Origin of the sequence: Streptomyces sp. enrichment culture, from assembly GCF_964273255.1 — a bacterium.
Lineage (GTDB): Bacteria > Actinomycetota > Actinomycetes > Streptomycetales > Streptomycetaceae > Streptomyces.
Genome location: NZ_OZ186835.1, coordinates 217,149 through 241,743, shown reverse-complemented (window position 1 = coordinate 241,743; position 24,595 = coordinate 217,149). Strand labels below are relative to the sequence as shown.

The window sequence follows — 24,595 nt, the reverse complement described above, 5'->3', positions numbered from 1 at the left end:
TAGTGTGAATCGCCCTTGTGCCGGTCTGTCTGGGAGCCAGGATGTCCGCCGCGTCGCCGCGTATCTCCCGTCTGGAGCCATATCTGGACCGGCCCGAGCCGGCCCCGACCTTGCTGAAGATGCTGGTCGGTGTGCAGCTCGCGGGCTTCCGCGAGGACGCCGGGCTCGCCCAGGAACAGGCCGCCCGTGCCGCCGGTTTCAGTGCCGCCAAGCTGTCCCGCATCGAGTCCGGCAAGGGCCGCCGCCCGCCGACCGAGGCCGACGTGCGGACCCTGCTGAAGCTGTACGGCACCGACGACTACGAGGCGTCCGTCCTGCTCAAGCTGCTGCGCCGGGCCGGTGAACCGGGCTGGTGGCAGCGGTACGACAAGCGGCTGATGCCGGAGTGGTTCGACCGGCTGGTGGGGCTGCAGGAGGCCGCCGCGACCATCCGCACCTTCGAGATCCAGTACGTCCCGGGCCTGCTCCAGACCGCCGCCTACACGCGTGCGGTGGTGGAGCGCGGCCTGCCCAACGCGCCCGCGGGCGAGATCCGGCGCCGCGTCGAACTGCGCATGCGGCGGGCCGAGTTGCTGATGCGGGACGGTGCTCCCCAGCTCTGGGCGGTCATCGACGAGTCGGTGCTGCTGCGGGTCCTGGGCAGTGCCGAGGTGATGCGCGAGCAGCTCCAGCACCTGGTGAGCATGGCCGCGCGGCCCAATGTGACGGTGCAGATCGTCCCGCTCGGCGTGACCAACGCGTCGGCCCCCGCCATCCCCGTGACCTATCTGCGGTTCGGCGGCCTCGACCTGCCGGACGTCGTCTACCTGGAGCACATCCGCAGCGCCAACTTCCTGGAGGACCGCGACGAGACGGAGGAGTACCGGATCGCGCTGGACCGTCTCGCCGACGAGGCGCTCAAGCCCCGCGACTCCCTGGAACTGCTGCGCACCACGATGGCCGAACGCTACCCCGGCCCGTAGGGCCGCGGCCGGGCCGGGTGCCCCGCGCACCCGGCCGGGACGACTCGACGCCCTTCGCCCGGCCTCCCAGGAGGCCGCGCGAAGGGCGTCGTCGTGTTCCGGGTGTCCGGGACCCGGCCGGGTCAGAGCGGAAGCCGGCCCACGCCGCCGAACTCGATCCACTCGTCCGTCAGCTGACGGGGCGCCACCTCCGTGTCGGGGCGCCACGTGGAGACCTCCACCAGTCCCGGCTCCAGGATCTCCAGACCCTCGAAGTAGCCGTGCACGTCCTTCGGCTCACGCACCCGGCCCCAGTTGCCCTGTGTCGCCTGGTCCATGAAATTCGTGACGAACTCACGGACCTCGGGGTCCTCGCTCACCAGCTGGCACATCACCATGAAGCTGCCGGGCGCGAGCCGTTCGCGCACCCGGCGGGCCAGCGCGAGCGGGCCGTCGGTGTCGCTGTCCGGGATGCAGTGGAACGTCGAGTTGAACAGCACGCACACCGGCTCGGAGAAGTCGATCAGGCGCTGGGTCTCCGGGTGGCCGAAGATGCCGTCGGTGTCGCGCATGTCGGCCTGGATGACCACCGTGCGCTCGTCCTGCTCCAGCAGGGCGCGGCCGTGGACCAGCACCATCGGGTCGTTGTCGACGTACACCACGTGCGTGGTGGGGTCGATGCGCTGGGCGACCTGGTGGACGTTCTCCTGGGCGGGCAGGCCGGAACCGTGGTCCAGGTACTGCCGGATGCCGTACTCCTGGGTGAGGGTGCGCACCACCCGCTGGAGGAAGCGGCGGTTGTTGAGGGCGAGGCGGCGCGTGCTCGGCACCACCTTGTCGAGTTCCTCCGTGGCGGCCCGGTCGGCCGCGTAGTTGTCCTTGCCGCCCAGGTAGTAGTCGTACATGCGTGCGGCCGTCGGCACGGTTGCGTCGATCTCGGTGGACAGCTGCTTGCCGGAATGCATCATTCCCCCTGCGGAGTACCGCGCCAACTGGACTGGCTGGACAGGGAGTACATCTTAGGGAGGCCCGAGCGCTCCCGGCCAGCCCGTTGGCGAACCGGCCCTCGATCGAACGACCCGCCGACCCCGGCCGGCCACAGGCCGCACGTGCACGGACACGTACGGTCATGTGACGGGCCCCGGGAACCGGGTACCCGCCGCTGAGCCGACTCTGCCCGCGGGAGGTGGACCTTGAACAGCACACCCCACCGGATCGCCGACCCCTGGGGGGCCCGCACCCCCTATGCCGCCGGTGCCCCCTGGCCGGTCCGAACAGACGTGCACCTCGCCGACGGCGTCACCGAGGACGAGGTGGACTGCTGGGTACGGACCGCGTCCCTGCTGCACTCCAACGGCGACGCGATGGACATCGCCGTGCGCGACGGACGCATCGTCGGCGTGCGGGGCCGGGCCGACGACCGGGTCAACCGCGGCCGCCTCGGCCCCAAGGACCTCTACGGCTGGCAGGCCAACCACTCGCGCGACCGCCTCACCAGGCCGCTCGTGCGCGAGAACGGCCGGCTCGTGGAGACCGACTGGGACACCGCCATGGAGCGGATCGCCGCCCGCACCCGCGACCTGCTGGACGAGCGCGGGCCGGGCTCCATCGGCTTCTACACCTCCGGACAGCTGTTCCTGGAGGAGTACTACACCCTCGCGGTGCTCGCCCGCGGCGGGATCCGCACCAACCACCTCGACGGGAACACCCGCCTGTGCACGGCGACCGCCGCCGAGGCCCTGAAGGAGACCTTCGGCAGCGACGGCCAGCCCGGCTCCTACGAGGACGTCGACCACGCCGACACCCTCGCCCTCTTCGGGCACAACGTCGCGGAGACCCAGACCGTGCTGTGGATGCGCATGCTGGACCGCCTGGACGGCCCGGACCCGCCCCGGCTGGTCTGCGTCGACCCCCGCTACACCCCCGTCGCCCGCCGGGCCGACGTGCACCTCGCACCCCGCGCCGGCACCAACGTCGCGCTCCTCGACGCCCTGCTGCACGAGATCATCCGCACCGGCCGCGTCGACCGCGCCTACCTCGACGCGCACACCGTCGGCTTCGACGGACTCGCCGCCGCGGTCGAGCGGTGCACACCGAAGTGGGCCGCGGAGATCTGCGACGTCCCGGCCGCCGAGATCGAGCGGGCGGCGGAGATCCTCGGCAGCGCCGAGCGGCTGCTGTCCACGGTCCTCCAGGGCGTCTACCAGTCCCACCAGGCCGCCGCCGCGGCCGTCCAGGTCAACAACCTGCACGTGATCCGCGGCATGCTGGGCCGCCCCGGCTGCGGACTGCTCCAGATGAACGGCCAGCCCACCGCCCAGAACACCCGGGAGTGCGGGGCCAACGGCGACCTGCCCGGCTTCCGCAACTGGGAGAACCCGCGGCACATCGAGGAACTCGCCCGGCTGTGGAACCTGGAGCCCGGGGACATCCCCCACTACGCGCCGCCCACCCACGCCATGCAGATCTTCCGCTACGCCGAGCAGGGCTCCCTGCGGATGCTGTGGATCAGCGCCACCAACCCGGCGGTGTCCCTGCCCGAACTGTCCCGCATCCGCTCGATCCTCTCCCAGGAACGGCTGTTCACCGTGGTGCAGGACGTGTTCCTGACCGAGACCGCGCAACTCGCCGACGTCGTGCTGCCGGCCGCCACCTGGGGCGAGAAGACCGGCACCTTCACCAACGCCGACCGCACCGTGCACCTGTCGGAGAAGGCCGTCGAACCGCCCGGCGAGGCGCGCTCCGACCTCGACATCCTGCTCGACTTCGCGGCCCGCATGGACTTCCGGGACAAGGACGGCGCCCCGCTCATCGGCTGGCACGACCCCGAGTCCGCCTTCGCCGCCTGGCAGCGGTGCAGCGCCGGACGCCCCTGCGACTACACCGGCCTCAGCTACGACAAGCTGCGCCGGCACGGCGGCATCCAGTGGCCCTGCACCGCCGACGCCCCCGACGGCACCCCGCGCCTGTACACCGACGGCATCGCCCACGCCGCCCCCGACGTGTGCGAGAGCTACGGCCGCGACCTGGTGACCGGCGCGAGCGTCGGCGCGGACCGGTACCGCGCCCTCAACCCGCAGGGCAGGGCCGTCCTCAAGGCGGCCGAGTACATCCCGCCGCACGAGGACACCTCCGAGGAGCACCCCCTGCAGCTCGTCACCGGCCGCACGGTGTACCACTTCCACACCCGCACCAAGACCGGCCGGGCCCCCGAACTGAACGCCGCCGCCCCCGACGTGTGGGCGGAGATCTCCCCCCGCGAGGCCGCCGCCCAGGGACTCGCCGACGGCGACCTGGTCCACGTCACCACCCCGCGCGGCGTGATCCGGGCCACCCTGCGCACCACCGCGATCCGCGACGGCATGGTGTTCGTGCCCTTCCACTACGGCTACTGGGACACCCCGGCCGGCCACCGCCCGCCCGACGACGGCGCCGGCCGGGCGGCCAACGAGACGACGGTCACCGACTGGGACCCCGTCTCCAAGCAGCCCCTGTTCAAGACGGCCGCGGCCCGCGTCACCCTCGTCGCCCGCCGCGCCGACCGGGACCGGGCCGACAGCCCGGACGAGACGACGGGGAGCGGCTCATGAACAGCATCGCCCTGGTCCTTCGCCTCCTGCACGACGGCGAACGGGACCTGGAGCAGGACCTGCTGGCCGCGGCGGCCCGCCACCGCGTCGAGCACGAGTTCCGCCACGTCGCGACCGACGTCGCCCGCTGGTCCCGGGAGCACGCCGCGCGGCTCGCCGACCTCGGCCGCGACCACGGCCTCGACCTGTCCGGACCACGCGACAGGCCCCAGGCGGGCATCCTGACCGCCCTGCGCGAGAAGGCGTCCGAGGCCCTCGGACGCCGCCCCGAGCCGGGCCTGCTCCTGCTGCACGACCTGCGCGACCTGCACCTGGCGGCGGCCGGCAACTCCCTGCACTGGGAGATGCTCGGCCAGGCGGCCCAGGCCCGCCGGGACACCCGTCTCCTCGGCCTGGTCTCCGACTGCCACCCGCAGACGGTGCGGCAGCTGCGCTGGACCGAGACGATGCTCAAGGTCCTGTCCCCCCAGCTCCTGACCAGCACGTCCGTCCCGGACTGAGGCTGCGGTCGGCAGGGGCGGCCGCGCACCGCTATCGTCGGTTCCGTCCCCTCAGACACGGGCGCGACCGCCCCGCCGGCCCGTCCGCCTCCCCGGGAGAGCGCCATGCGTGCCACGGACGACTACTACGACCTCGGCACCCACACCCGGCCCGTCACCACCGACTCCCCGCAGGCCCAGCTCTGGTTCGACCGGGGACTGGTGTGGACCTACGCCTTCCACCACGAGGAGGCCGTCGCCTGCTTCGAGAGGGCCGCGGCGGCCGACCCCGGCTGCGCCATGGCCCACTGGGGCATCGCGTACGCCCTCGGCCCCAACTACAACAAGCCGTGGGAGGCGTTCGACGGCGACGAACTCGCCCGCACCGTCGCGCGCACGCACGAGGCCGTGGAACGGGCCCACGCCACGGCGGCCCGCGCCACCCCCGTCGAACAGGCGCTCGTCGCCGCGCTGCGCGCCCGCTACCCGCAGGACCGGCCGGCCGCCGACTGCTCGGTGTGGAACGAGCCCTACGCCGACCGGATGCGGGAGGTCCACCGGGACGCCCCCGGCGACCCGGACGTGGCCGCGCTGTGCGCCGATGCCCAGATGAACCTGACCCCGTGGCAGCTGTGGGACCTGCGCACCGGGCTCCCGGCCGAGGGCGCCCGCACGCTGGAGGCCAAGGCCGTCCTCGACGCGGCCCTCGCCACCGACGCCGGCGCGCACCACCCCGGCGTCGTGCACCTCTACATCCACCTGATGGAGATGTCGCCCACCCCGGAAGCGGCCCTCACCGTCGCCGACCGGCTGCGCGGTGCCGTACCCGACGCCGGACACCTGCTCCACATGCCGTCGCACCTCGAAGTGCTGTGCGGCGACTACCGCCGGGTCGTCACCGACAACACCCTCGCCGTCGCCGCGGACGAGAAGTACCTCGCCCGCGCCGGGGCCATGAACTTCTACACGCTCTACCGGGCGCACAACATCCACTTCACCGTCTACGGGGCCATGTTCGCCGGCCTGTCCCGGACCGCCCTGGAGGCCGCGGCCCGGCTGGAGGCCGCCGTACCCGAGAAGCTGCTGAGGGTGCAGAGCCCGCCGATGGCGGACTGGCTGGAGGGCTTCCTCGCCATGCGGGTGCACGTGCTGATCCGCTTCGGCCGCTGGGACGACATCCTGGCGCTGCCCTTCCCCGAGGACCCCGGGCTCTACTGCGTCACCACCGCGATGCTCCACTACGCCCGCGGCGTCGCCCTGTCCGCGACCGGCGCCGTCGACCGGGCCGAGGAGGAACGGACGGCGTTCCGGGCCGCCGTGGAGCGGGTCCCGGACACCCGGATGCTGTTCAACAACACCTGTGCGGACATCCTCGCCATCGCCTCCGCGATGCTGGACGGCGAACTCGAGTACCGCAAGGGGAACCACCGCGCGGCCTTCGCCGCGCTGGAGCACTCCGTCCACCTCGACGACACGCTGCCCTACGACGAACCCTGGGGCTGGATGCAGCCCACCCGGCACGCCTACGGGGCGCTCCTGCTGGAGCAGGGGCGGGTGGAGGAGGCCGAGGCCGTCTACCGGGCCGACCTGGGCCTGGACCCCGTACTGCCCCGCCCGCTGCAGCACCCGGGCAACGTCTGGGCCCTGCACGGCTTCCACGAGTGCCTGATGCGCACCGGACGGACGGCGGAGGCGGCGATCGTGGCCCAGCAGCTGAGGACGGCGGCCGCGGTGGCCGACGTGCCCGTCGAGTCGTCCTGCTTCTGCCGGCTCGGGACGAGCCCGGCCGGACCCGCCGGCGACGAAGGCTGCCACTGCCCCTGAGCGCCCGTCCGCGCGGCCCGCGCGCGGACCGTCGCACCGGCCGGCGTGGCGGGCCGGCGCGGGTCCGTGCGCACACCGAGGCCCGGGTCCGGCCGTGGAGCCGGACCCGGGCCTCAGCGGGCGGACTGCGCGGACTGCATCGCGGCCTGGAACGACCGCATGCAGGAGAAGCAGTGCCGGTCGGTGGCGTGCCGCCGACGGGACTCGTCCTGCTTCTCCACGCCGCACAGCGTGGCGTTCTTGTCGGGGGTCAGGACGTGCCACACCGGCTCCCCCGAAGTGTCCGCACCGCACCACATCTCGTGCATTCCCAGCTCCCTCCGGGTCGGCATGCATGCCGCCTCCCATACGACCACCCGGGCGCCGGGGCGGCGCGCCCGGACGGCCGAGCGGGTGACGCACGGGGCCCGGATGCGGGAACCGGGCGACCGCCGGATGCTGGAGGGATGACGAAGGCGCCGATCGTGGTGCACCCGCCGCTCGGCTCGGGCGGCCGGCGGGTGACCGTGCGCGGTGAGATCGTCGGGCTCGCCCACTCCGACCGCGACGTGGTGGAGTTCCTGCGGCGCGCCGGGCTGCCGGAGGGGGAGCGGCTGCTGGACGACCCGGCCTGGGTGAAGTGGTCCGGAGGCCGCGCCCACACCTACGACGCCGCCTGACCCGGACCGGGGCGACCCGGGGGACGCCGCACGGTGCCGCGCGGCCGTGGACGAGAAGCGGCCACCGTCGGCGCCGACTCCGACGGTGACCGCGTCCTGCCCGTATACCCCGGGTTCCCCACCGCATGCAGACCGTTTTCCGACGCCGGGACGGCCCTGTCCGCGGTCGCGCCCGCGCGGTGCCCCGCCGTGCCCCGTCACGGCCCTCGTCCGGCGCTGCCGGCCTGGCCCTCGTTCCGTCGCTCCCGGCGGTGCGCCGCACCGCGTCCGCGGCCCGGGTGGCCGCTCGCACCGGGTGCCGCCGCCCCGCCCCGCCCCACGGCGTGGTCCGCCGCTCTCCCTGACTCCCGGCGGCGTTCCGGGCGGTCCGGTCCGCCCTGCCGCCGCACGAGACCGGTGATATTGCCGGTCCGCTCCGCTCCCCTCCTCTCCGACAGTGGCACCGCCAGCCCACAGGCGGCGCCCCGGCCGGTGCACGTCCGCACCTCACGCCTTCACCGTGCACCGGCCGGCCGGGCGGACCGCCGCGACAGAGAGGACCCCCTCGTGCAGCAGCACCCCCACAGCAGCATGAGCGCACCGGCCCCGGCCCGGGCGGGACGCCGCCGTACCGGCAGGCTCGCCGGACTGGCCGCGAGCGTCGCCGCCCTGGCCGCCCTCGGCGCCTTCGCCGGGCCGGGCGCCCACGCGGCGGACAACCCCTACGAGCGCGGCCCCGCGCCGACCGAGTCGAGCATCGAGGCGCTGCGCGGCCCGTACGCGGTGTCGGAGACCTCCGTCTCCTCACTCGTCGCCCGTGGCTTCGGCGGCGGCACGATCTACTACCCGACCAGCACCTCCGACGGAACCTTCGGCGCGATCGCCATCTCGCCCGGTTTCACCGCCTACGAGTCCTCCATCGCCTGGCTGGGCCCGCGCCTGGCGTCGCAGGGCTTCGTCGTCTTCACCATCGACACCAACACCACGCTCGACCAGCCCGACTCGCGCGGGGACCAACTGCTCGCGGCACTGGACTACCTGACGGAGCGCAGCTCGGTGCGCGGCCGCGTCGACAGCAGCCGGCTCGGCGTCATGGGCCACTCCATGGGCGGCGGCGGCAGCCTGGAGGCGGCCAAGGACCGGCCCTCCCTCCAGGCCGCCATCCCGCTCACCCCCTGGAACCTCGACAAGACCTGGCCCGAAGTGCGGACGCCCACCCTGATCTTCGGCGCCGACGGCGACTCCATCGCCCCCGTCCGCACCCACGCCGAGCCCCTGTACCAGGGGCTGCCGTCCTCACTGGACCGCGCGTACATCGAGCTGAACAACGCCAGCCACTTCACGCCCAACACCTCGAACACCACGATCGCGAAGTACAGCATCTCGTGGCTGAAGCGCTTCATCGACAACGACACCCGCTACGAGCAGTTCCTGTGCCCGCTGCCGCGTCCGAGCCTGACCATCGAGGAGTCGCGGGGCAACTGCCCGCACACCTCCTGACCCCCGCACCACCCCGTGCCCCCGGTGGCGGTCCGCGAACGACGCGGGCCGCCACCGGCGTTGTGCGGGCGCACCGCCCCGGCCGGGGCGCCTTGGGCCGGCGCACACTCCGTTCCCCCGCGGCGGGGCCGAAGCCGCTGGCCAGGCGGCGGATGACCCATCAACGACCCCCGGACGCACATCTTCCGGTGGAACTTACGCTTGAGTAAGGTCCCGGGGATGACCGGACAGACGACCCCCGGACCCGCTTCCCACCGCTACCGCGCGGGCACGCAGCGGCGGGCGATCGCCGACCTGATGGACCGGCTGCGCACCGAGGGCGGCGTGCGGCTGGTGACCGGTGAACCCGGAGGCGGACGCTCCGCCTTCCTCGCGCACGCCGCCCGCTCCTTCCGCGCCGGGCCGGTGTGGCAGGTGCGCGCCGACCCGGCGGGCTCCGCGCGGCCCCGCAGCGGTCTGCACACCGTGCTGCGCGCCCTCGGCCGTCCCGTGTCGCCGCCCGGCGGCCCGACGGGCGAGACGCTGCTCGCCGCGCTCCGGGCGGCCGCGGGCGGCGCCCCCCACCTGCTGTGCGTGGACGACGCGCACCTGTGGGACCCGGCGTCCCGCGCCGTCCTCGGGGAGGCCGCCGCCCGGGTGCGCGCGGCGGGCGGGACGGGCCTCCTCCTCGCCGTCCCCGGCCACCGCGCCGACGTCCCCGAACTGGCCGGCCTCCCCGCCTTCCCGCTCGCCCCGCTCACCCCGCACGACGCCGCGCACCTGCTGGACGACGTCACCGACGGCACCGTCGACCCGGGCGTCCGCGCCCAGCTGGTGTCCGAGGCCGACGGCAACCCCGCGCTGCTGCTCGCCCTGGCCCACCGCCTGTCCCCGGCACAGCTGCGCGGTCACCGCGAGCTGCCCGATCCGGTGGCGGACGCGGAGGTCCTCGGCGCCGTCGTCGGCGGTCACCTCGCCGGATTACCGGCGGACCACGCCGGCCTGCTGCTGACGGTGGCGGCGGCCCAGCGGGCGGACGGCGGGCCCGGCGCGGACGCGGACCTCGTCCGCCGGGCCGCCCGGAGCCCCGGCCTCGCAGGAGCACCCGCCGAGCCGGCGACGGCGTCCCCGTTCCTCGTCGCGGCGGAGGGCCGGCTGCGGTTCCGCAGCCCGCTGCTCGGGCGGGCCGTCCATGCCACCGCCCCGCCCGAGCGCCGCCGTGCCGCCCACCGGGCACTCGCCGCGGCCCTGCCCGCCGGGCTCCCCGCGCTGCTGCACCGCGCCTGGACGGTCACCGGACCCGCACCGCACCTCGCGGCCGCGCTGGCGGCCGCCGCGGCCTGCCCGGAGGCCGCGCCGCCGCCCGGGCTACGGCGCACGGCGCACACCCGGGCCGCCGAACTGAGCGCGGACGACGCCGAACGCGCCCGCCAGTACACCGCGGCCGCCGAACAGGCCCTGCTGGCCGGGGACGCGCCCGGCGCCCTGCGACTGCTCGACGCCGCCCGGAGCCGCCCCGTACCCACCGCCGTGCGCGGCCGGACCGAACTCCTGCGCGGCCGGGTGCTGCTCGCGGACGGCCCGGTGGACGACGCCCGCGAGTCCTTCCTGCTGGCCGCGGGCCTCCTGGCCGGAACCGGACCGGGGACGGCCGGCCCCCAGGAGCACGAGCCGGCCGTCGCGGCCGGGCTCGGCGCGGCGGACGCCGCCTGGGCGGCCGGCGACCCCGCTTCCTGCTTGCGCGCCCTCACCCACGGCCACGACGACACGCCCGGCCCCGGCGCCCGTGGTGCGTCCGACCCCGCCCCGCCCTCACCGGCCCCTGCGTCGCCCGCTCCGCCGTCACCGGCCCGGCCGACCCTGCTGCGCGACCACCGGGACGGCATGCGCGCCGTCCTCCTGGCCCGCTTCGACCTCGCCGCCGGACCCCTGGGGCGGGTGGTCGACCGGGGGCAGGACGCCGACGACTGCGAGGAACTGATGCGCGCGGCCGCCGCGGCGCTGATGCTCGGTGAGGTCACCGCCGCCCGCCGGGCGGGTGCCCGCGCCCTGGCCGCGGCCCGCACCGCCGGGTACGCCGCCCTGGAGGCGCGGGCACTGGAGTACCTCGCCTACGCCGACCTGCGGGCCGGCCGCCACCAACTGGCCCGCACCCACGCCGAGGAGGGGCTGCGGGCCGCCCGGCGGGCGGGACAGCGCAACACGGCCGCCCACCACCACGCGGTGCTGGCCCTCGCCGCGTCCATCGAGGGCGACCCGGTCGCGGAGCACGTCACCGAGGCCCTCACCACCGCCCGGCGGCACGGCCTGGTCCAGGCCGCCACCCTCGCCCAGTGGGCCGCGGCCCGGGCGGACCTGGGGGCGGGCCGCCCCCGCGAGGCCGCGGACCGGCTCGGCCCACTGGTGCGTCCCGGACCGCGGCGGGGCCACTTCGCGGTGTGGATGCTCGCCGTGCCCTGCTACGTGGAGGCGGCCGTCCTCGCCGGGCACCCGGAACACGCCCGCGCGGTGGTGGAGGACTTCGCGCTGTGGGCCGCCTGCGGCGCGGATCCCCAGGCCCCGGCCCAACTGCTGCGCTGCCGAGCACTGCTGGCCCCGCCGGCCGCCGCCGACGAACTGTTCCTGCGCGCCCTGGACAGCCACGAACGGACGAGCGGAGCGGGGGACTTCGAGCGGGCCCGCACCGAACTGCTGCACGGCATGTGGCTGCGGCGCCGGCGCCGGCTGCGGGAGGCGCGCACCCGGCTGGGCGAGGCGCTGCTCGGCTTCGAACGCTGCGGCGCGCAGGTCTGGGCCCGCCAGGCGGGGGCCGAGCTGCGGGCCAACGGCGCGGCGTCCGGCTCGGGGACGGGGGAGGGGAGCGGCGGCGCGGGCGGGGGGCTGTCCCGGCTGACCCCGCAGCAACTGCGCATCGCGCGCCGGGTGGCGGAGGGCGCGACCAACCGTGAGGTGGCGCTGAGCCTGGCGGTGAGCACCCGCACGGTCGACTACCACCTGCGGAACGTCTTCGCCACGCTCGGGGTGCGGTCCCGCGTCGAACTTGTCCGGCTGGTCGAACAAGAGGAAAAGACCGGTGCACAGCTCTAGGGACCGACCGGACGGTATGCCATCCTTCGGGGCAGGACGAGTCAGGTGGCGGCCGCCCCATGGGCTCCGCGGCCGGCCGGGCGCCGGTACGGGGACCGCCGCACGGGCACCGCCGGGAAGCCGACCCTGGGGGAGATGCGCGATGCACCACGCCGTACGGCCACGTACTCTGCCACGCCCCGGGCCCGTGCCCGCCCCGCGCCCACGGCCCGCACGCGTGCGTCCGCTGATCGACGCCGACGCGCTGCGGGTCCTGCACCGGGGCGCCCGCGTCCTGCTGGACGACCTGCCCCACCTCACCGACCGGCTGGTCGCCGTGCTCCAGGAGCAGGAAGCCGCCTACCGGGCCTCGGTGGAGGCCGACGCCACGGGCACCTGGCAGGAGGTGCACCGTTCGCTGCGGCACAGCGTCGCCTCCCTGCTCGACCCGCGCGGCACCCGCGACGCGGCCCGCCGCTGCACCTGGCGGATCGGCGCCGCCCGCGCCGAACAAGGGCTCCCGCTCGACGCGTTGCTGCACGCCTTCCGGCTGGGCGGGTCGCTGGTGTGGCAGGCACTGGTCGACGAGACCTGCCGGACGGCGCCGGAGGACGTGCGGCTGCTGGTGCACGTCGCGTCCGACGTGTGGGAGTTCGTCGACGAGCACTGCACCCTGGTGGCCGACGCCTACCGGCAGACCGAACGGCAACTCGCCTGGCGGAGGGAGAACAGGGTGCGCCTGCTGGCCGCGGCCCTGCTGGACGGCAGCAGCCGCATCGCCGACCTCCCGGAGGCCGCCGAGGCCCTGGACCTGCCCGAGCAGGGCCGGTACGTGGTCGTCGCCGTGGCCGGCGGCCGGCCGGCCGGCTGTCCGGGCGCACAATCGCTGCTGCCCCCGACTGTGCGCGTGCACTGGCACCCGGGGCCGGACGTCGACTACGGCATCGTCCTCGCCGGCGACGACCCCGAACCCGTGCCGGCGGACGCCCGGCCCGGACTGCGCATCGGCGTCAGCAGCGCCGTCGAGGGTCTGGCCGCCGTCGGCGGGGCCCGCGCCCTCGCGGACACCGCGCTGGGCCTCTGCCCGGCGACCGGCGGCACCGTCCGGCTGACGGATCACCTGCCCGCCGCGCTGGTGATGTCCTCGCCCGACCTCGGCGCCGCGCTCACCGACCGGCTGCTGGGCCCGCTGGCCGAGCTGGAACCGGCGGACGCGGACGTCCTGCTGGACACCCTCGCCACCTGGCTGGCCTGCGACGGCTCCGCCCAGCGCGCGAGCCGCCGCCTGTACTGCCACCGCAACACGGTCCTCAACCGGCTGCGCCGCTACGAGCAGTTGACGGGCCGCTCGCTGTCCCGCCCCTCCGACCTCGTCGAGGTCACCCTCGCCCTGACGGCCCACCGCCTGCTGCCGCGCTGACGCCCTCCGGGCGGGCACGGCGACGCGGCCCGCCGCGCGGCCGGCCCCCCGACAGCGGCGCCGGTCCGCGTGGTCCTCCGGACGGCGTCGGCGGGGGGACCCCCGTGCGTGCGGCCGTGCCCCTGCCGCTGCCCGGGTGGCACAGCGGGACCGGGCCGCCGGCCGCGCCCGCTCCGGGCGGACGGAGGCGCGAGCCGTACCGCCGTGTCCCCTCGCGTGGGGCGGCCACCGGTCCGTGGGCCCGGCCCGCCGCACCGGCGGACCGCACCCCGGACCGTCCCGTCGCACGGCGCCGGGCCGCGCCCCGGGACGGCGCCGCCGACGGCTCCCGGCCGGTTCAAGCTGCCGGCCGGTTCAGGCACCCGGGCGGGCCGCCACCCCACCGCCCGCGCCGGCCCGCCCGCCCGCGCGGCCGGGGCAAGGTCCTCCGCGCGGCCGGTGGGACATCCCTGCGCGATGCCGTGCCCACGCCGGCGCGCGGGCAGCGCAGCAGGACCGGACCGCTCGCCGCGCCCGCTCCGGACGGACGGAGGCGCCGGCCGTGCCCCCCGCGCCCCCCGTTCGCCCGAATGCGCGGAGCCCGGTCCGCGGGTCTCGGTTTGCGGCCCTTGGCCGCCGCACCGGTGGACCGCACCCAGGGCGGCCCCGTCGCGCGGTACCGGGCCGCGCCCCGGGATCGCGCCGCCGGCGACCCCGGCACCCGGGACCGTCCTGGCAGCCGGGACCGTCCTGGTACCCGGATCCGTCCCGGCACCCGGCCGGACCGGTCACCCCACCGCCCGTCACCTGCCCGGAGGGCATGGGCACCGGCACAACCCCCGCCCCGGCCCGTTGGGAACCCGCAGCGAGAGGCGGCGCAACGCTGTACCGCCCGCCCGCGCCCGTGCTGTCGTGGCCTCCCCTTCCCACCAAGCCGTCGCCGTCCCGCGGTACGGCCCCGAGGAGCCGTGATGCCCGAAGCACCACCGGACGACCGGCCCGCCCTGCACGTCGAGAATGTCGACGTGACCTACGGGCGCGCCCTGTCCGCCCTCCGTTCCGTGTCCCTGACCGTGCCGCACGGCGCCGTCGTGGCCCTGCTCGGCGCCAACGGCGCGGGCAAGACGACCCTGTTGCGCGCCGTGTCCGGCACGCTGCGCCTGCACCGCGGAGCCGTCACGGGCGGCCGCATCCGCTACGGCGACACGGTGCTCGACGGCAAGGACCCCGTCACGGCGGTACGGGCCGGAGTCGTCCAGGTCCCCGAGGGACGGCGGGTGTTCGCCGGCCTCTCGGTGGACGAGAACCTGCGCAGCGGCGGCCTCGGACTCACCCGCCGCGACCGGGCCGGGACCCAGGAGGCCCGGGACCGCGTGTTCGCGCTGTTCCCCCGGCTCGCCGAACGCACCCACCAGGCGGCCGGGTTGCTCTCCGGCGGTGAGCAGCAGATGCTGGCGATCGGCCGGGCCCTGATGGCCGCCCCGCGGCTGCTCCTGCTCGACGAGCCGTCCCTGGGCCTCGCCCCGCAGATGGTCGACCGGATCGCCGAGGTGGTCCGGGAGATCAACGCCCAGGGCACCGCCGTCCTGCTGGTCGAGCAGAACGCCGGCATGGCGCTCTCCCTCGCCGACCACGCGCACGTCCTGGAGGTCGGGGAGACGCGCCTGTCCGGCCCCGCCGCCGAACTCGCCCGCACCGACGCCGTGCGCCGCCTGTACCTGGGCGAGACGGCCGGGACGGACGAGGACCGGGGGGCCGCGTGAAGGACCGCACCCCGCCCGCGCCGCCCGTGCTCGACGTCCGGGGGGTGACCGTGCGCTTCGCCGGGCTCACCGCCCTGGACGAGGTGTCGTTCACCGTCGCCCCCGGCTCGGTGCACGCGCTCATCGGACCCAACGGCGCCGGCAAGTCGACCTGCTTCAACGTGCTGTCCGGCCTGTGCCGCCCGGCCGCCGGCACGGTGACGCTCGGCGACACCGAGCTGACCCGGCTCGCCCCGCACCGCATCGCCGCGCTCGGCGTGGCCCGTACCTTCCAGAACATCGTCACCACCCACGGCACGGTCGCCGACAACCTGATGCTCGGCCGCCACGCCCTGTCCCGCGCCGGCTTCGTCGCCACCGCCCTGCGCCTGCCGGGCGCGGTGCGCGAACAGCGCGAGCACCTCGACCGCGCCCGGGAGATCGCCGAACTGACCGGTCTCGGCCCCCACTTCGACAGCCCGGTCGCGCTGCTGTCGTACGGCGACCGCAAGCGGGTGGAACTCGCCCGCGCCCTCTGTCTGGAGCCCCGTGTGCTGCTGCTCGACGAACCCGTGGCCGGCATGAACGCCACCGAACGCGCCCGCACGGCCGAGGCCGTGGCCGCACTGCGGACCGAACTCGGGCTGTCCATCGTCCTGGTGGAGCACGACATGGGCCTGGTGATGCGGCTCGCCGACGACGTCACCGTGCTCGACTTCGGCCGGGCCATCGCGCACGGCACGCCGGACGAGGTGCGCCGGGACCCGGAGGTGCTGCGCGCCTACCTCGGCACCGGGGCGGCGCCCGCCGAACCGGCGGCGGACGGGCCCCACGGCCCGCCGGCGGACACGACGCCGGGCACGGCGACCGGCACGACGGCCCGCACGACGCCGGGCACCGCGGGGGAGGGCGTGGCATGACCGGGTTCCTGGACAACGTCCTCGGCGGAGTGGCGCTCGGCGCGGTCTACGCGCTCGTCGCGCTGGGCTTCGTCGTCATCTTCAAGGCGTCGGGCGTCCTGAACTTCGCCCACGGCTCCATGCTGCTGTTCGGCGGCTACCTGATCGCCGTCCTGCACGACGACCTCGGCTTCGCGGGAGCCCTGGCGCTGGCCGTCCTGGCCACCGCCGCCCTCGCGGGCGTCGTCGACCGGTTCCTGCTGCAACGCGGCGGCCAGGACGGCCACGCCGCGCACGTGCAGACCATCGTCACCATCGGCATCGACATCGTCCTGCTCACCGACCTGGCCCGCCGCATCGGCGGCGACCTGCTGTCGCTGGGCGACCCGTGGGGCTCCTCGGTCACCGAACTCGGACCGGTGACCGTCGCCGACAGCCGGCTCGCCGCCATCGTGGTGTCCACGGTGGTCATCGGCGCGGTGTTCGCCCTGTTCCGCTTCACCTCCTGGGGCCTGTCGCTGCGGGCGGCGGCGGAAGACCTGGAGGCCGCCGCCCTCATGGGCGTCCGGCTCGGCCGGGTGCGGGCGGGAGCCTGGTGCCTGGCGGGCGCGCTGGCCGCCCTGGCGGCCGTGTTCCTCGCCGCCTTCCCGGCACCCGGACTGGAGCGCACCACCGGACAGATCGCGCTGAACGCCTTCCCGGCCGCGATCCTCGGCGGGCTCGCCTCCCCGGCCGGCGCGCTGGCGGGCAGCCTGCTCATCGGCCTCACCGAGGCCCTGGTCGTCGGCTACCAGTCCGACCTGCACCTGCTCGGCGAGGGATTCGGGGACGTCGCGCCCTACGCCGTGATGCTGCTGGTGCTCCTGGTGCGGCCCACGGGGCTGTTCGGCGCCAAGGGGGTGGCCCGTGTCTGACCGCCTCCTCGCCGCCCTCACCCGCCGCCGGGCCTGGTTGCTGGTGCTCGCCGTCCTCCTGTGCCTGCCGCCGTTCTACCTGGACGCCTTCTGGCTGCGCATCGGCCTGTTCTCCATGGCGGCCGCCATCGGTGCCATCGGCCTCGCGCTGCTCTCCGGCACCGCCGGCCAGCTCTCCCTGGGCCACGCCTTCTTCCTGGCCGTCGGGGCGTACGGGTACGCCTGGTTCGCCGGAGATCCCGGGGCGGGCCTGCCGCCGGTGCTCGCGGCCGTCCTCGCGGTGCTGCTCGCCGGCGCGGCGGGCGGGCTGTTCAGCCCCGTCGCCGCCCGGGTGAAGGGCATCTACCTCGGCATCGCCACGCTCGCCCTGGTCTTCCTCGGCCACCACGTCCTGCTGACCGCCGACTCCGTCACCGGCGGCTTCAACGGCCGCTCGGTGCCGCCGCTGACCGTCGGCGGGTTCAGCTTCGCGGAGAGCGACCCCTCACTGACCGTGCTCGGCGTGCCGTTCGGCGCCGAGGAGCGGCTGTGGTTCCTGGGCCTGGCCCTGTTCGCGCTGACCTGGTTCACCGCCCGCGGCCTGCTGCGCGGGCGACCCGGCCGGGCGCTGGCCGCGCTGCGCGACAGCGAGACCGCGGCCTCGGTGATGGGCGTCGACGTCGCCCGGCACCGTTCGGCGGCGTTCGTGGTGTCCTCCATGTACGCCGGGCTCGCGGGAGTCCTCCTGGCGCTCTCCTTCCGGCGGGTCGTCCCGGACTACTTCTCGCTCATCCTCTCCGTCGACTACCTCGCCATGATCGTCATCGGCGGGCTCGGCTCCGTCGCCGGAGCCACCGCGGGCGCCGTGTTCGTCACCGCGCTGCCGCTGCTGATGACCCGGTACGCCGACCAGCTCCCCCTGGTCGCCGCCCCCGGCTCGGCCGAGGGCGCCGTGGGGCCCACCGAGGCCGCCCGCTACCTCTACGGCGCCGCGATCGTCCTCGTCCTGCTGTACGCGCCCGACGGCCTGCACGGCCTGGCCCGCCGGACCCGCGAACGCCTCCGGCGCCGCCGCGCCCGCCCGCCCGCCGAGGCCCCCGTCCCTTCGCCCCCGCAAGCCCCCGCAGCCGCACGAACCAAGGAGCACACCCCGTGAACACCACCCACCGCACCCGCCGCAACCGGCGCCGCACCACCGGTACCGTCCTCGCCGGCACCCTCGCCCTGCTGCTCGCGGCCACCGGGTGCAGTTCCAAGGCGGACGGCGGCAAGGGGGACGGCGACGCGGCCGACGGCGTGCGCACCGGTCCCGGCGTCAGCGCCGACACCATCAGACTGGGCGCCCTCACCGACCTGACCGGCCCGTACGCCACCCTCGGCAAGAGCATCGTGCAGGCCCAGCAGATGTGGGCCGAGGAGACCAACGCCGAGGGCGGCATCTGCGACCGCAAGATAGAGATCGTCGTCAAGGACCACGGCTACGACGTGCAGAAGGCGGTCACCGCCTACGCCGACATCGCCCCCGACGTCGTCGCCCTGCCGCAGGTCATCGGCTCCCCGGTGGTCGCCGCCCTGCTCGACGACATCCAGCGCGACACGATGCTGACCTTCCCGCAGGCCTGGGCGGCGTCCCTGCTCGGCAAGGACGCGATCCAGGTGCTCGGCACCACCTACGACGTCGACATGATCGCCGCGGTCGACTTCCTCACCCGCACCAAGGGCCTGAAGAAGGGCGACACCATCGGCCACGTCTACTTCGAGGGGGACTACGGCGCCAACGCGCTGGAAGGGTCCACGTGGGCGGCCGAGAAGGCCGGTCTGAAGATCGCCGGGCAGAAGATCCAGGCCACCGACACCGACCTGTCGGCGCAGGTGTCGGCGCTGCGCAAGGAGGGCGTGAAGGCGGTCCTGATCAGCGCGGGCCCCGCCCAGACCGCCTCCCTCGTCGGTGTGGCCGCCTCGCGCGGGCTGAAGGTCCCGGTGGTCAGCAGCGCCCCCGGCTTCGCTCCGCAGCTGATGAAGACCCCCGCCGCGCCCGCCCTCGCGGCCATGCTGCACGTCGTGAGCGCGGCGCCCGCGGTCAGCTCCGACCTGCCCGGCGTGCGGAAGATGGTGGCCTCGTACCAGAAGAAGTACCCGGGCTCCCCGGTGGACTCCGGCGTGCTCTCCGGCTACAACGCGGCCCAGCTGATGGGCAACGACCTGAAGGCGGCCTGTGAGGCGGGCGGTCTCAGCCGTGAGGACGTCGTCAAGGCGCACCGCGCGCAGACGAACGCCGACACCGGCCTCGGCACCGCGCAGAACTTCTCCGACGTCGACCGTCCGGCGAGCGTCGAGACGTACGTCCTCAAGCCCGACGCGAAGGCCGTCGGCGCGGTCGTCAACGCCGAGGACGCCCACACGGCGCCGGGCGTGGAGGACTACCTGGCCTCCAAGTGACCGGCGGCCGGGGCACGCCCCGGCCCGTCGCCCCGCGGGGCGAGTACCGCGCGTGACGCCGCGGCACCGGATGCCCCCGGCGGCCCTCTTCCGAGGAGCCGCCGGGGCATCCGTGCGTTCCGGCCGGGGCATCCGTGCGTTCCGGCCGGGCACCCGGCCGACCGGCGCGGGCCGCCCACCGCGTGCACCGCCCGGCCGCCGGGACACCCCCGGGGGTGGTGAGCGCGCCGCAGGGCGCGTTCCTCACCGGCACGACCGGGGTGCCGCGACCCGCCACCGGGGCCGTCCGGCCCGCCGCGGGCGTCATCCGGTGACGGCCTCCGGGTCACGGTCGGAGGAGGGCCACAGATAGGGCAGGTCGTCCGGCTCGCCGGGGAAGACGTCCGCGTAGACCTCGGGGTCCTTGCGGACCAGGGCCGAGCGGTGGCTGCGGTGCAGGCCCGGGTCGCCCAGCCAGGGCGGCAGCTCCCCGGCGTCGGCCAGCTCCCGCTGCTCGCGCACCGGCGCGCCCGGACGGACGGCGGCGAGCTCCGCCACCAGCTTGGCGGCGCAGCTGTCCTGGTGCCCCCGGTCCCGCCACACCCGGCAGATCTCCAGGCCGTAGCGCACCAGGGCCTCCTCGTACCCGGTCCACATGCGGACCGCGGGGTGACGCCGCCACCCGTAGCCGGGCACGGTCAGACCCCGCAGCACCTGCAGAGCCTCGACCCGCTGCTTGCCGAGCCGGCGCCGGTCCAGCACCAGGGCCGTCGCGTCGAAGTCCGGGTAGGGCAGGAAGGTCTGCATGGCGCCGTCCGAAGGAGTGGGAAGGCCGCCGGCGGGTGCCCGGCGCACGCACCGCGTTCCCCGTCCCCGGCCGGGCACACCCCGGCACACCCCGGCCGGGGGACCGCGGCCCTCAGCCCATGGTGCCCAGCCGGGCGTCGCGCCACAGGTCGACGCCGCCGTCGGTGGCGTACCGGTCGATCTCGGCGAGCTCCTCGTCGCTGAAGCCGGGGTTCTCCAGCGCGGCGACGTTCTGCTCCAGCTGCTCGGTGCGCGAGGCACCGATGACGAGCGAGGTGACCCGCGGGTCGCGCAGGGCCCAGGCGAGGGCCATCTGAGCGAGCGTCTGGCCCCGCTCGGCGGCGATGCCGTTGAGCGCGCGCAGCCGCTGCAGCATGTCGTCGGTGAGCCACCCGGCGTCGAACGACGTGCCCGCCGCCGCACGCGAGTCCTGCGGCACGCCGTCCAGGTAGCGCCCGGTCAGCAGCCCCTGGGCGAGCGCGGTGAAGCCGATCACCCCGAAGCCCTCCTCCTGGGCCACGTCCAGCAGGCCGTCCGTCTCGATCCAGCGGTTGAGCATGTTGTACGACGGCTGGTGGATCAGCAGCGGCGTCCCCAGGTCGCGCAGGATGGCCGCCGCCTGGCGGCTGCGCTCGGCGTCGTACGACGAGATGCCGACGTAGAGGGCCTTGCCCTGGCGCACGGCGGTGTCGAGCGCGCCCATGGTCTCCTCGAGGGGAGTGGTGGCGTCGAGCCGGTGCGAGTAGAAGATGTCCACGTACTCCAGCCCCATCCGCTTCAGGGACTGGTCCAGGGACGCCAGGAGGTACTTGCGGGAGCCGCCGCCCTGGCCGTAGGGGCCGGGCCACATGTCCCAGCCCGCCTTGGTGGAGATCACCAGCTCGTCCCGGTAGGGGGCGAGGTCCTGCCGCATCAGCCGCCCGAAGTTGATCTCGGCGGCGCCGTAGGGCGGGCCGTAGTTGTTCGCCAGGTCGTGGTGGGTGATGCCGAGGTCGAAGGCGCGCAGGGAGATCGCCCGCTGCGTCTCGAAGGGCCGGTCGTCGCCGAAGTTGTGCCAGTAGCCCAGGGACAGCAGCGGGAGGTCGAGCCCCGAGCGGCCGGTGCGCCGGTAGCGCATGGTGCCGTCGTAGCGCTCGGGATTGCTGACGTGGTTCATCGGTGCTCTCCGGAGGGGGCGGGGTCGAATCGTCGCAGGTGGATCGTGGGATCCCCGTCAACCCTGCCCCCGCCCGATCGGGAAGTCCAACCGGTCCCCGCCATGGGATTGAGCGACCGCGCTTCTGAATCGGCCGACGGCTGCGAGCGGATGTGACGACGGGCGCCCCGCCCGCTATGATCGACGCGAGCCATGGGGCCGAACCACCGGAACCATGACGCGCGTTGGTGGTCCAAGGAAAGACGCCCCGCTTCCTGCGGGGAGATGCAGGTGCAAGGCCTGCCCAGCGCTCCGTACGACGAGCCCCGCACCCGTTCCCGGGTGCGGGGCTCGTCGCGTCGTACGGCCCTCAGGGGTCTCTTCGTCGGGACCGGGCCGGGCCCCGCGAGCCCGGCGTGGTCCGGAACGGGAGGTCCCGGCTAGCGCTGGAAGGGCATGGTCCGGCAGTTCGACTGCGCCGGACGCCCTTCGAGCCGGTCGGTCAGCCAGGACACCGCGTCGCTCTGGTCGGTGAGCAGCGGCACCAGGTGGTTGGTCAGCAGCTTGTCCCCGAGGTTGGGCAGCGCGACCGCCTTGTAGGTCACGTCCGCGCCCTTGCGGCACCAGTCGACGGCCAGTTGGCGGGCCTGGGCGTGCGGGACGATGTCGTCCTGGACGCCGGTGACCACCCGGACGGGTCCGGTCGGCTTCAGGGCGCCGATGCGCTGCTTGTCCAGGACGGCCTGCGCGCGGGGCTCGTTGGCGATGACCTGGGCGAGCGAGGCGCCGCTCCGGGTCCACTTGGTGCTCTTGGTGAAGCCGTGCCCGAGGATCGCGTCGCCGACGCAGCTGGTGGCGATGTCGTCGAGCGCGGCCCGCCCCTCCGCGTTGATGTGCTCGTCGACGACCCGCTCGAGGTCGGGTTCGGCCTGCGCGAAGCCGTTGATCGACCAGCCCAGCGCGGCCGCCAGGGCGCTGCCGTCGATGCCCTTCATGACGGACGTCAGGTCGGCGGGCGGGGCGCCGCTGTAGGTGCCGACGAGGGGCAGTTCGGGGGCGTACGTGCCGTGCAGCTCGGCCGCGGACGCGCTGGCCCCGCCGCCCTGGCTGTAGCCGTACAGGCCCACCCGGGAGGCGGCGGTGACGGACGCGCCGGGCACGGAGCGCGCCGCGCGGGCCGCGTCCAGCATGGCGTGGCCCTGGTCGAGCCGGTTCACATAGGTGTGCAGCCGGTCGGTCGTCCCCAGTCCCGCGTAGTCCGTGACGACGACGGCGGCGCCGGTGGCGAGCAGCCGGTAGACGGCGAGGTTGTCGTACCCGATGGACACCGTCTCCCCGGTGAGCGTCAGCGGCCGCTCCAGCGCCAGCGACGGAGCGCACTGGTCGCCCTGGCCCATGGTGCCGGAGCCCACGACCACCAGCGGGCGCGGTCCTCCGCCCTTCCAGCGGGCCGAGGGCTCGATGTACGCGCCCGTCACGGCGACGCGCCGGCCGCCGGAGTCGGTGGAGGCGTACATCAGGCGGGTGGCCGTGCCGGGCAGCGGACGGCCGTCCAGGCCGGGCAGCGACAGCCCGAGGCGGAGCGGTTCGTGCCGGATCAACGCGCCGTTCCTCGCGGGCAGTTCCTCCGGCGGGGTGTAGAAGGCGGGGATCGTCACCCCGCGGGACTCCACCGGCTCGCTCGCGGCGGCGGGCGGTACGGCCACACAGGCACAGGCGGTCGTCGCGACGACGGTGGTCAGCACCCTGCTGAGACGGCTCACGGCTCACTCCTCGCTCTGACACAGAAAGATGAACCGGAAACTAGCACCGCTTACTTACCGGCGGTAACACGTCAACAGGTCACGGGCTGGTAACACTTACTCCCGAGTAACCACGGACCATGCGAAAGCGGGCCCCGCCGGTCGTCCGGCCCGGCGGGGCCCGCTCGTCGTGCTGGTCCGGTCAGGCCGTGTGCAGCGTCAGCCCGTAGCGGTTGAGGATCTCGTTGACCGGCTGGAACCAGGTCTCGCCGCCGCTGGAGCAGTTGCCCCAGCCACCCGAGGTGACACCCTGGGCCTGGTCACCGCTGATGAACGCGCCGCCGGAGTCGCCGGGCTGGGCGCAGACGCTCGTCTTCGTCATCTGGTGCACCGCGCCCTGGCTGTAGTTGACGGTCTCGTTCTTGGCCAGCACCCGTCCGCAGTGCCAGCGGGTCGTGGAGCCGGACCGGCAGACGGAGGCGCCGACCGGCGCCTCGGCCGAGCCGCGCACCAGCTGGTCCGGCACCGTGCCCCAGCCGAGCACCACGGGTACGGTCCACCAGCCGCTGCCCACGTTGACCCACGCGTAGTCGTTGCCGGGGAACGAGGAGCCCTGGAAATGGCCGATGTGCGAGCCGTCCCAGCCGCGCACCGCCGCACCCGCGCCCCCGCAGTGCCCGGCGGTGACGAAACCGCCGTGCACCGAGAAGCCGATGGAACAGCGGACGTTGCCGGTGTAGTACGGGTCGCCGCCGACCGTCCCGGCGGCGAAGGTCCGCGCCGGCTCACGGACCGTGCGCACGGTGACCGGGCCGGCCTCGCGGGCCTCGGCCACGAACCGCCGGACATCGTTGTCGTTCTTCCGTTCGCGCGCGACGTTCACGACCACCGTGTTGGCGGCCGGGTCCACGGACCAGCTGCTGACCCCGTCGGGGGCGTCCAGCCGGTCGATGCGCGCCTTGGCCGCGTCGAGCGTCGCGGCGCTGTGCTCGACGGTGCGCACGGCGGCGCCGGCGGCGCGGACCGCCTTCAGGGTCGCGGCGCCGGCTTCCTCGGTGACGGCGACGGTCAGTTCGCCGTCGGTGCTGTCGAGCCACGCCCCGCCGTAGGCGGAGCCGGCCGCCTCGCGCGCCTCGGGGACGGCGTCGGTGGCCCGGCGCTCGGCGGACAACCGCGCCTCGGCCTCGGAGCGGGTCAGCCCGAAGTCGCGCTGCATGGCCTGCAGCAGGCCGGCGGACGCGGGCTCGGGTGCGGTGGGGGAGGAGGCGGCGGATGTGGCCGGACCGGTGTCGCTCGCCGCGGCGGGCAGGGTGCCGGCCGCGGTCCAGCTGCCGATCATGAGCAGGGCGGCCACGCCGGCATGCGTGAGTCGGGTGCGTCTCATGGGAAGTGCCCTTCGTCGTTCCAGCAGAGGTGGGGGTGGAACAACCGCCGATTGAGAGCGCTCTCACAGGGAGTTGAGCCGAGCATAGCGACCCGGCGATGACAGGTCTATGCCAAGTGCGGGTCGAACTTGCCGCCGGGGAGAGCTCGTTGCCCGTTC

Annotated in this window: 19 protein-coding genes; 13 read left to right on the top strand and 6 right to left on the bottom strand. The window is 75.0% G+C overall.

The annotated features are described in order from the left end of the window. The first annotated feature begins 41 nt into the window (after positions 1-41). Positions 42-962 (top strand): helix-turn-helix domain-containing protein, encoded by a 921-nt coding sequence (locus tag ACSU53_RS01060; protein WP_437024307.1) that lies wholly within the window; start codon positions 42-44, stop codon positions 960-962. A 122-nt stretch (positions 963-1,084) separates the two neighbouring features. On the opposite strand, the gene ACSU53_RS01055 is transcribed toward ACSU53_RS01060, so the two are convergent. After that, the gene (locus ACSU53_RS01055) at positions 1,085-1,906 is read right to left on the bottom strand and encodes an SAM-dependent methyltransferase (protein WP_437032963.1); all 822 of its coding nucleotides are present in this window, start codon (positions 1,904-1,906) and stop codon (positions 1,085-1,087) included. 228 nt (positions 1,907-2,134) lie between these two features. On the opposite strand from ACSU53_RS01055, the gene ACSU53_RS01050 reads away from it, so the two are divergent. The 3 genes from ACSU53_RS01050 to ACSU53_RS01040 all read left to right on the top strand — a co-directional run bounded on the left by ACSU53_RS01050 (position 2,135) and on the right by ACSU53_RS01040 (position 6,834). Continuing rightward, entirely contained in the window at positions 2,135-4,531 is a 2,397-nt protein-coding gene (locus tag ACSU53_RS01050; protein ID WP_437024305.1) for a molybdopterin oxidoreductase family protein, read from the top strand. After that, positions 4,528-5,031 (top strand): hypothetical protein, encoded by a 504-nt coding sequence (locus ACSU53_RS01045; protein WP_437024303.1) that lies wholly within the window; start codon positions 4,528-4,530, stop codon positions 5,029-5,031. The genes ACSU53_RS01050 and ACSU53_RS01045 overlap by 4 nt, the downstream gene beginning before the upstream one ends. Positions 5,032-5,136: 105 nt before the next feature. After that, positions 5,137-6,834, top strand: a complete 1,698-nt coding sequence (locus ACSU53_RS01040) for a tetratricopeptide repeat protein (RefSeq protein ID WP_437024300.1) — start codon at positions 5,137-5,139, stop codon at positions 6,832-6,834. A gap of 113 nt (positions 6,835-6,947) precedes the next feature. On the opposite strand, the gene ACSU53_RS01035 is transcribed toward ACSU53_RS01040, so the two are convergent. Continuing rightward, positions 6,948-7,142, bottom strand: a complete 195-nt coding sequence (locus ACSU53_RS01035) for a hypothetical protein (protein ID WP_437024298.1) — start codon at positions 7,140-7,142, stop codon at positions 6,948-6,950. Positions 7,143-7,280: 138 nt separating this feature from the next. Here ACSU53_RS01035 and ACSU53_RS01030 point away from each other — a divergent pair, with 138 nt between their 5' ends. From ACSU53_RS01030 to ACSU53_RS00990, 9 genes are all read left to right on the top strand, one after another. After that, complete coding sequence (locus ACSU53_RS01030) at positions 7,281-7,493, top strand: hypothetical protein (protein WP_437024296.1); 213 nt, start codon at positions 7,281-7,283, stop codon at positions 7,491-7,493. Positions 7,494-8,039: 546 nt separating this feature from the next. Next, the gene (gene bdeA / locus ACSU53_RS01025; RefSeq protein WP_437024294.1) at positions 8,040-8,972 is read left to right on the top strand and encodes a bis(hydroxyethyl) terephthalate hydrolase; all 933 of its coding nucleotides are present in this window, start codon (positions 8,040-8,042) and stop codon (positions 8,970-8,972) included. A gap of 219 nt (positions 8,973-9,191) precedes the next feature. Then, positions 9,192-12,038, top strand: a complete 2,847-nt coding sequence (locus ACSU53_RS01020) for a LuxR C-terminal-related transcriptional regulator (RefSeq protein WP_437024292.1) — start codon at positions 9,192-9,194, stop codon at positions 12,036-12,038. 142 nt (positions 12,039-12,180) lie between these two features. After that, a complete protein-coding gene (locus tag ACSU53_RS01015; protein ID WP_437024291.1) occupies positions 12,181-13,437 on the top strand; it encodes a PucR family transcriptional regulator in 1,257 nt (418 codons plus the stop codon). 950 nt (positions 13,438-14,387) lie between these two features. Then, positions 14,388-15,179, top strand: coding sequence for an ABC transporter ATP-binding protein (locus ACSU53_RS01010; protein WP_437024289.1), 792 nt, complete (start codon positions 14,388-14,390; stop codon positions 15,177-15,179). Beyond that, entirely contained in the window at positions 15,176-16,078 is a 903-nt protein-coding gene (locus ACSU53_RS01005; RefSeq protein WP_437024287.1) for an ABC transporter ATP-binding protein, read from the top strand. Before ACSU53_RS01010 ends, ACSU53_RS01005 begins: the two co-directional genes overlap by 4 nt. Then, positions 16,075-16,971: a branched-chain amino acid ABC transporter permease gene (locus ACSU53_RS01000; protein WP_437024285.1), complete on the top strand. Its 897-nt coding sequence runs from the start codon at positions 16,075-16,077 to the stop codon at positions 16,969-16,971. The genes ACSU53_RS01005 and ACSU53_RS01000 overlap by 4 nt, the downstream gene beginning before the upstream one ends. Then, entirely contained in the window at positions 16,964-18,106 is a 1,143-nt protein-coding gene (locus ACSU53_RS00995) for a branched-chain amino acid ABC transporter permease (protein ID WP_437024283.1), read from the top strand. The genes ACSU53_RS01000 and ACSU53_RS00995 overlap by 8 nt, the downstream gene beginning before the upstream one ends. After that, positions 18,103-19,389, top strand: coding sequence for an ABC transporter substrate-binding protein (locus tag ACSU53_RS00990; RefSeq protein ID WP_437024281.1), 1,287 nt, complete (start codon positions 18,103-18,105; stop codon positions 19,387-19,389). Before ACSU53_RS00995 ends, ACSU53_RS00990 begins: the two co-directional genes overlap by 4 nt. A 303-nt stretch (positions 19,390-19,692) precedes the next feature. Here ACSU53_RS00990 and ACSU53_RS00985 read toward each other — a convergent pair whose 3' ends face one another. The 4 genes from ACSU53_RS00985 to ACSU53_RS00970 all read right to left on the bottom strand — a co-directional run bounded on the left by ACSU53_RS00985 (position 19,693) and on the right by ACSU53_RS00970 (position 24,436). Beyond that, positions 19,693-20,175 (bottom strand): MSMEG_6728 family protein, encoded by a 483-nt coding sequence (locus ACSU53_RS00985; RefSeq protein WP_437024279.1) that lies wholly within the window; start codon positions 20,173-20,175, stop codon positions 19,693-19,695. A 112-nt stretch (positions 20,176-20,287) separates the two neighbouring features. After that, the gene (gene mgrA, locus ACSU53_RS00980; RefSeq protein WP_437024277.1) at positions 20,288-21,331 is read right to left on the bottom strand and encodes an L-glyceraldehyde 3-phosphate reductase; all 1,044 of its coding nucleotides are present in this window, start codon (positions 21,329-21,331) and stop codon (positions 20,288-20,290) included. A gap of 419 nt (positions 21,332-21,750) precedes the next feature. After that, positions 21,751-23,073: a lipase family protein gene (locus tag ACSU53_RS00975; protein ID WP_437024276.1), complete on the bottom strand. Its 1,323-nt coding sequence runs from the start codon at positions 23,071-23,073 to the stop codon at positions 21,751-21,753. Positions 23,074-23,254: 181 nt separating this feature from the next. After that, positions 23,255-24,436 carry a S1 family peptidase gene (locus tag ACSU53_RS00970; RefSeq protein WP_437024274.1) on the bottom strand — a complete coding sequence of 394 codons (1,182 nt, stop codon included), beginning with the start codon at positions 24,434-24,436 and terminating at the stop codon, positions 23,255-23,257. Positions 24,437-24,595: the final 159 nt, after the last annotated feature.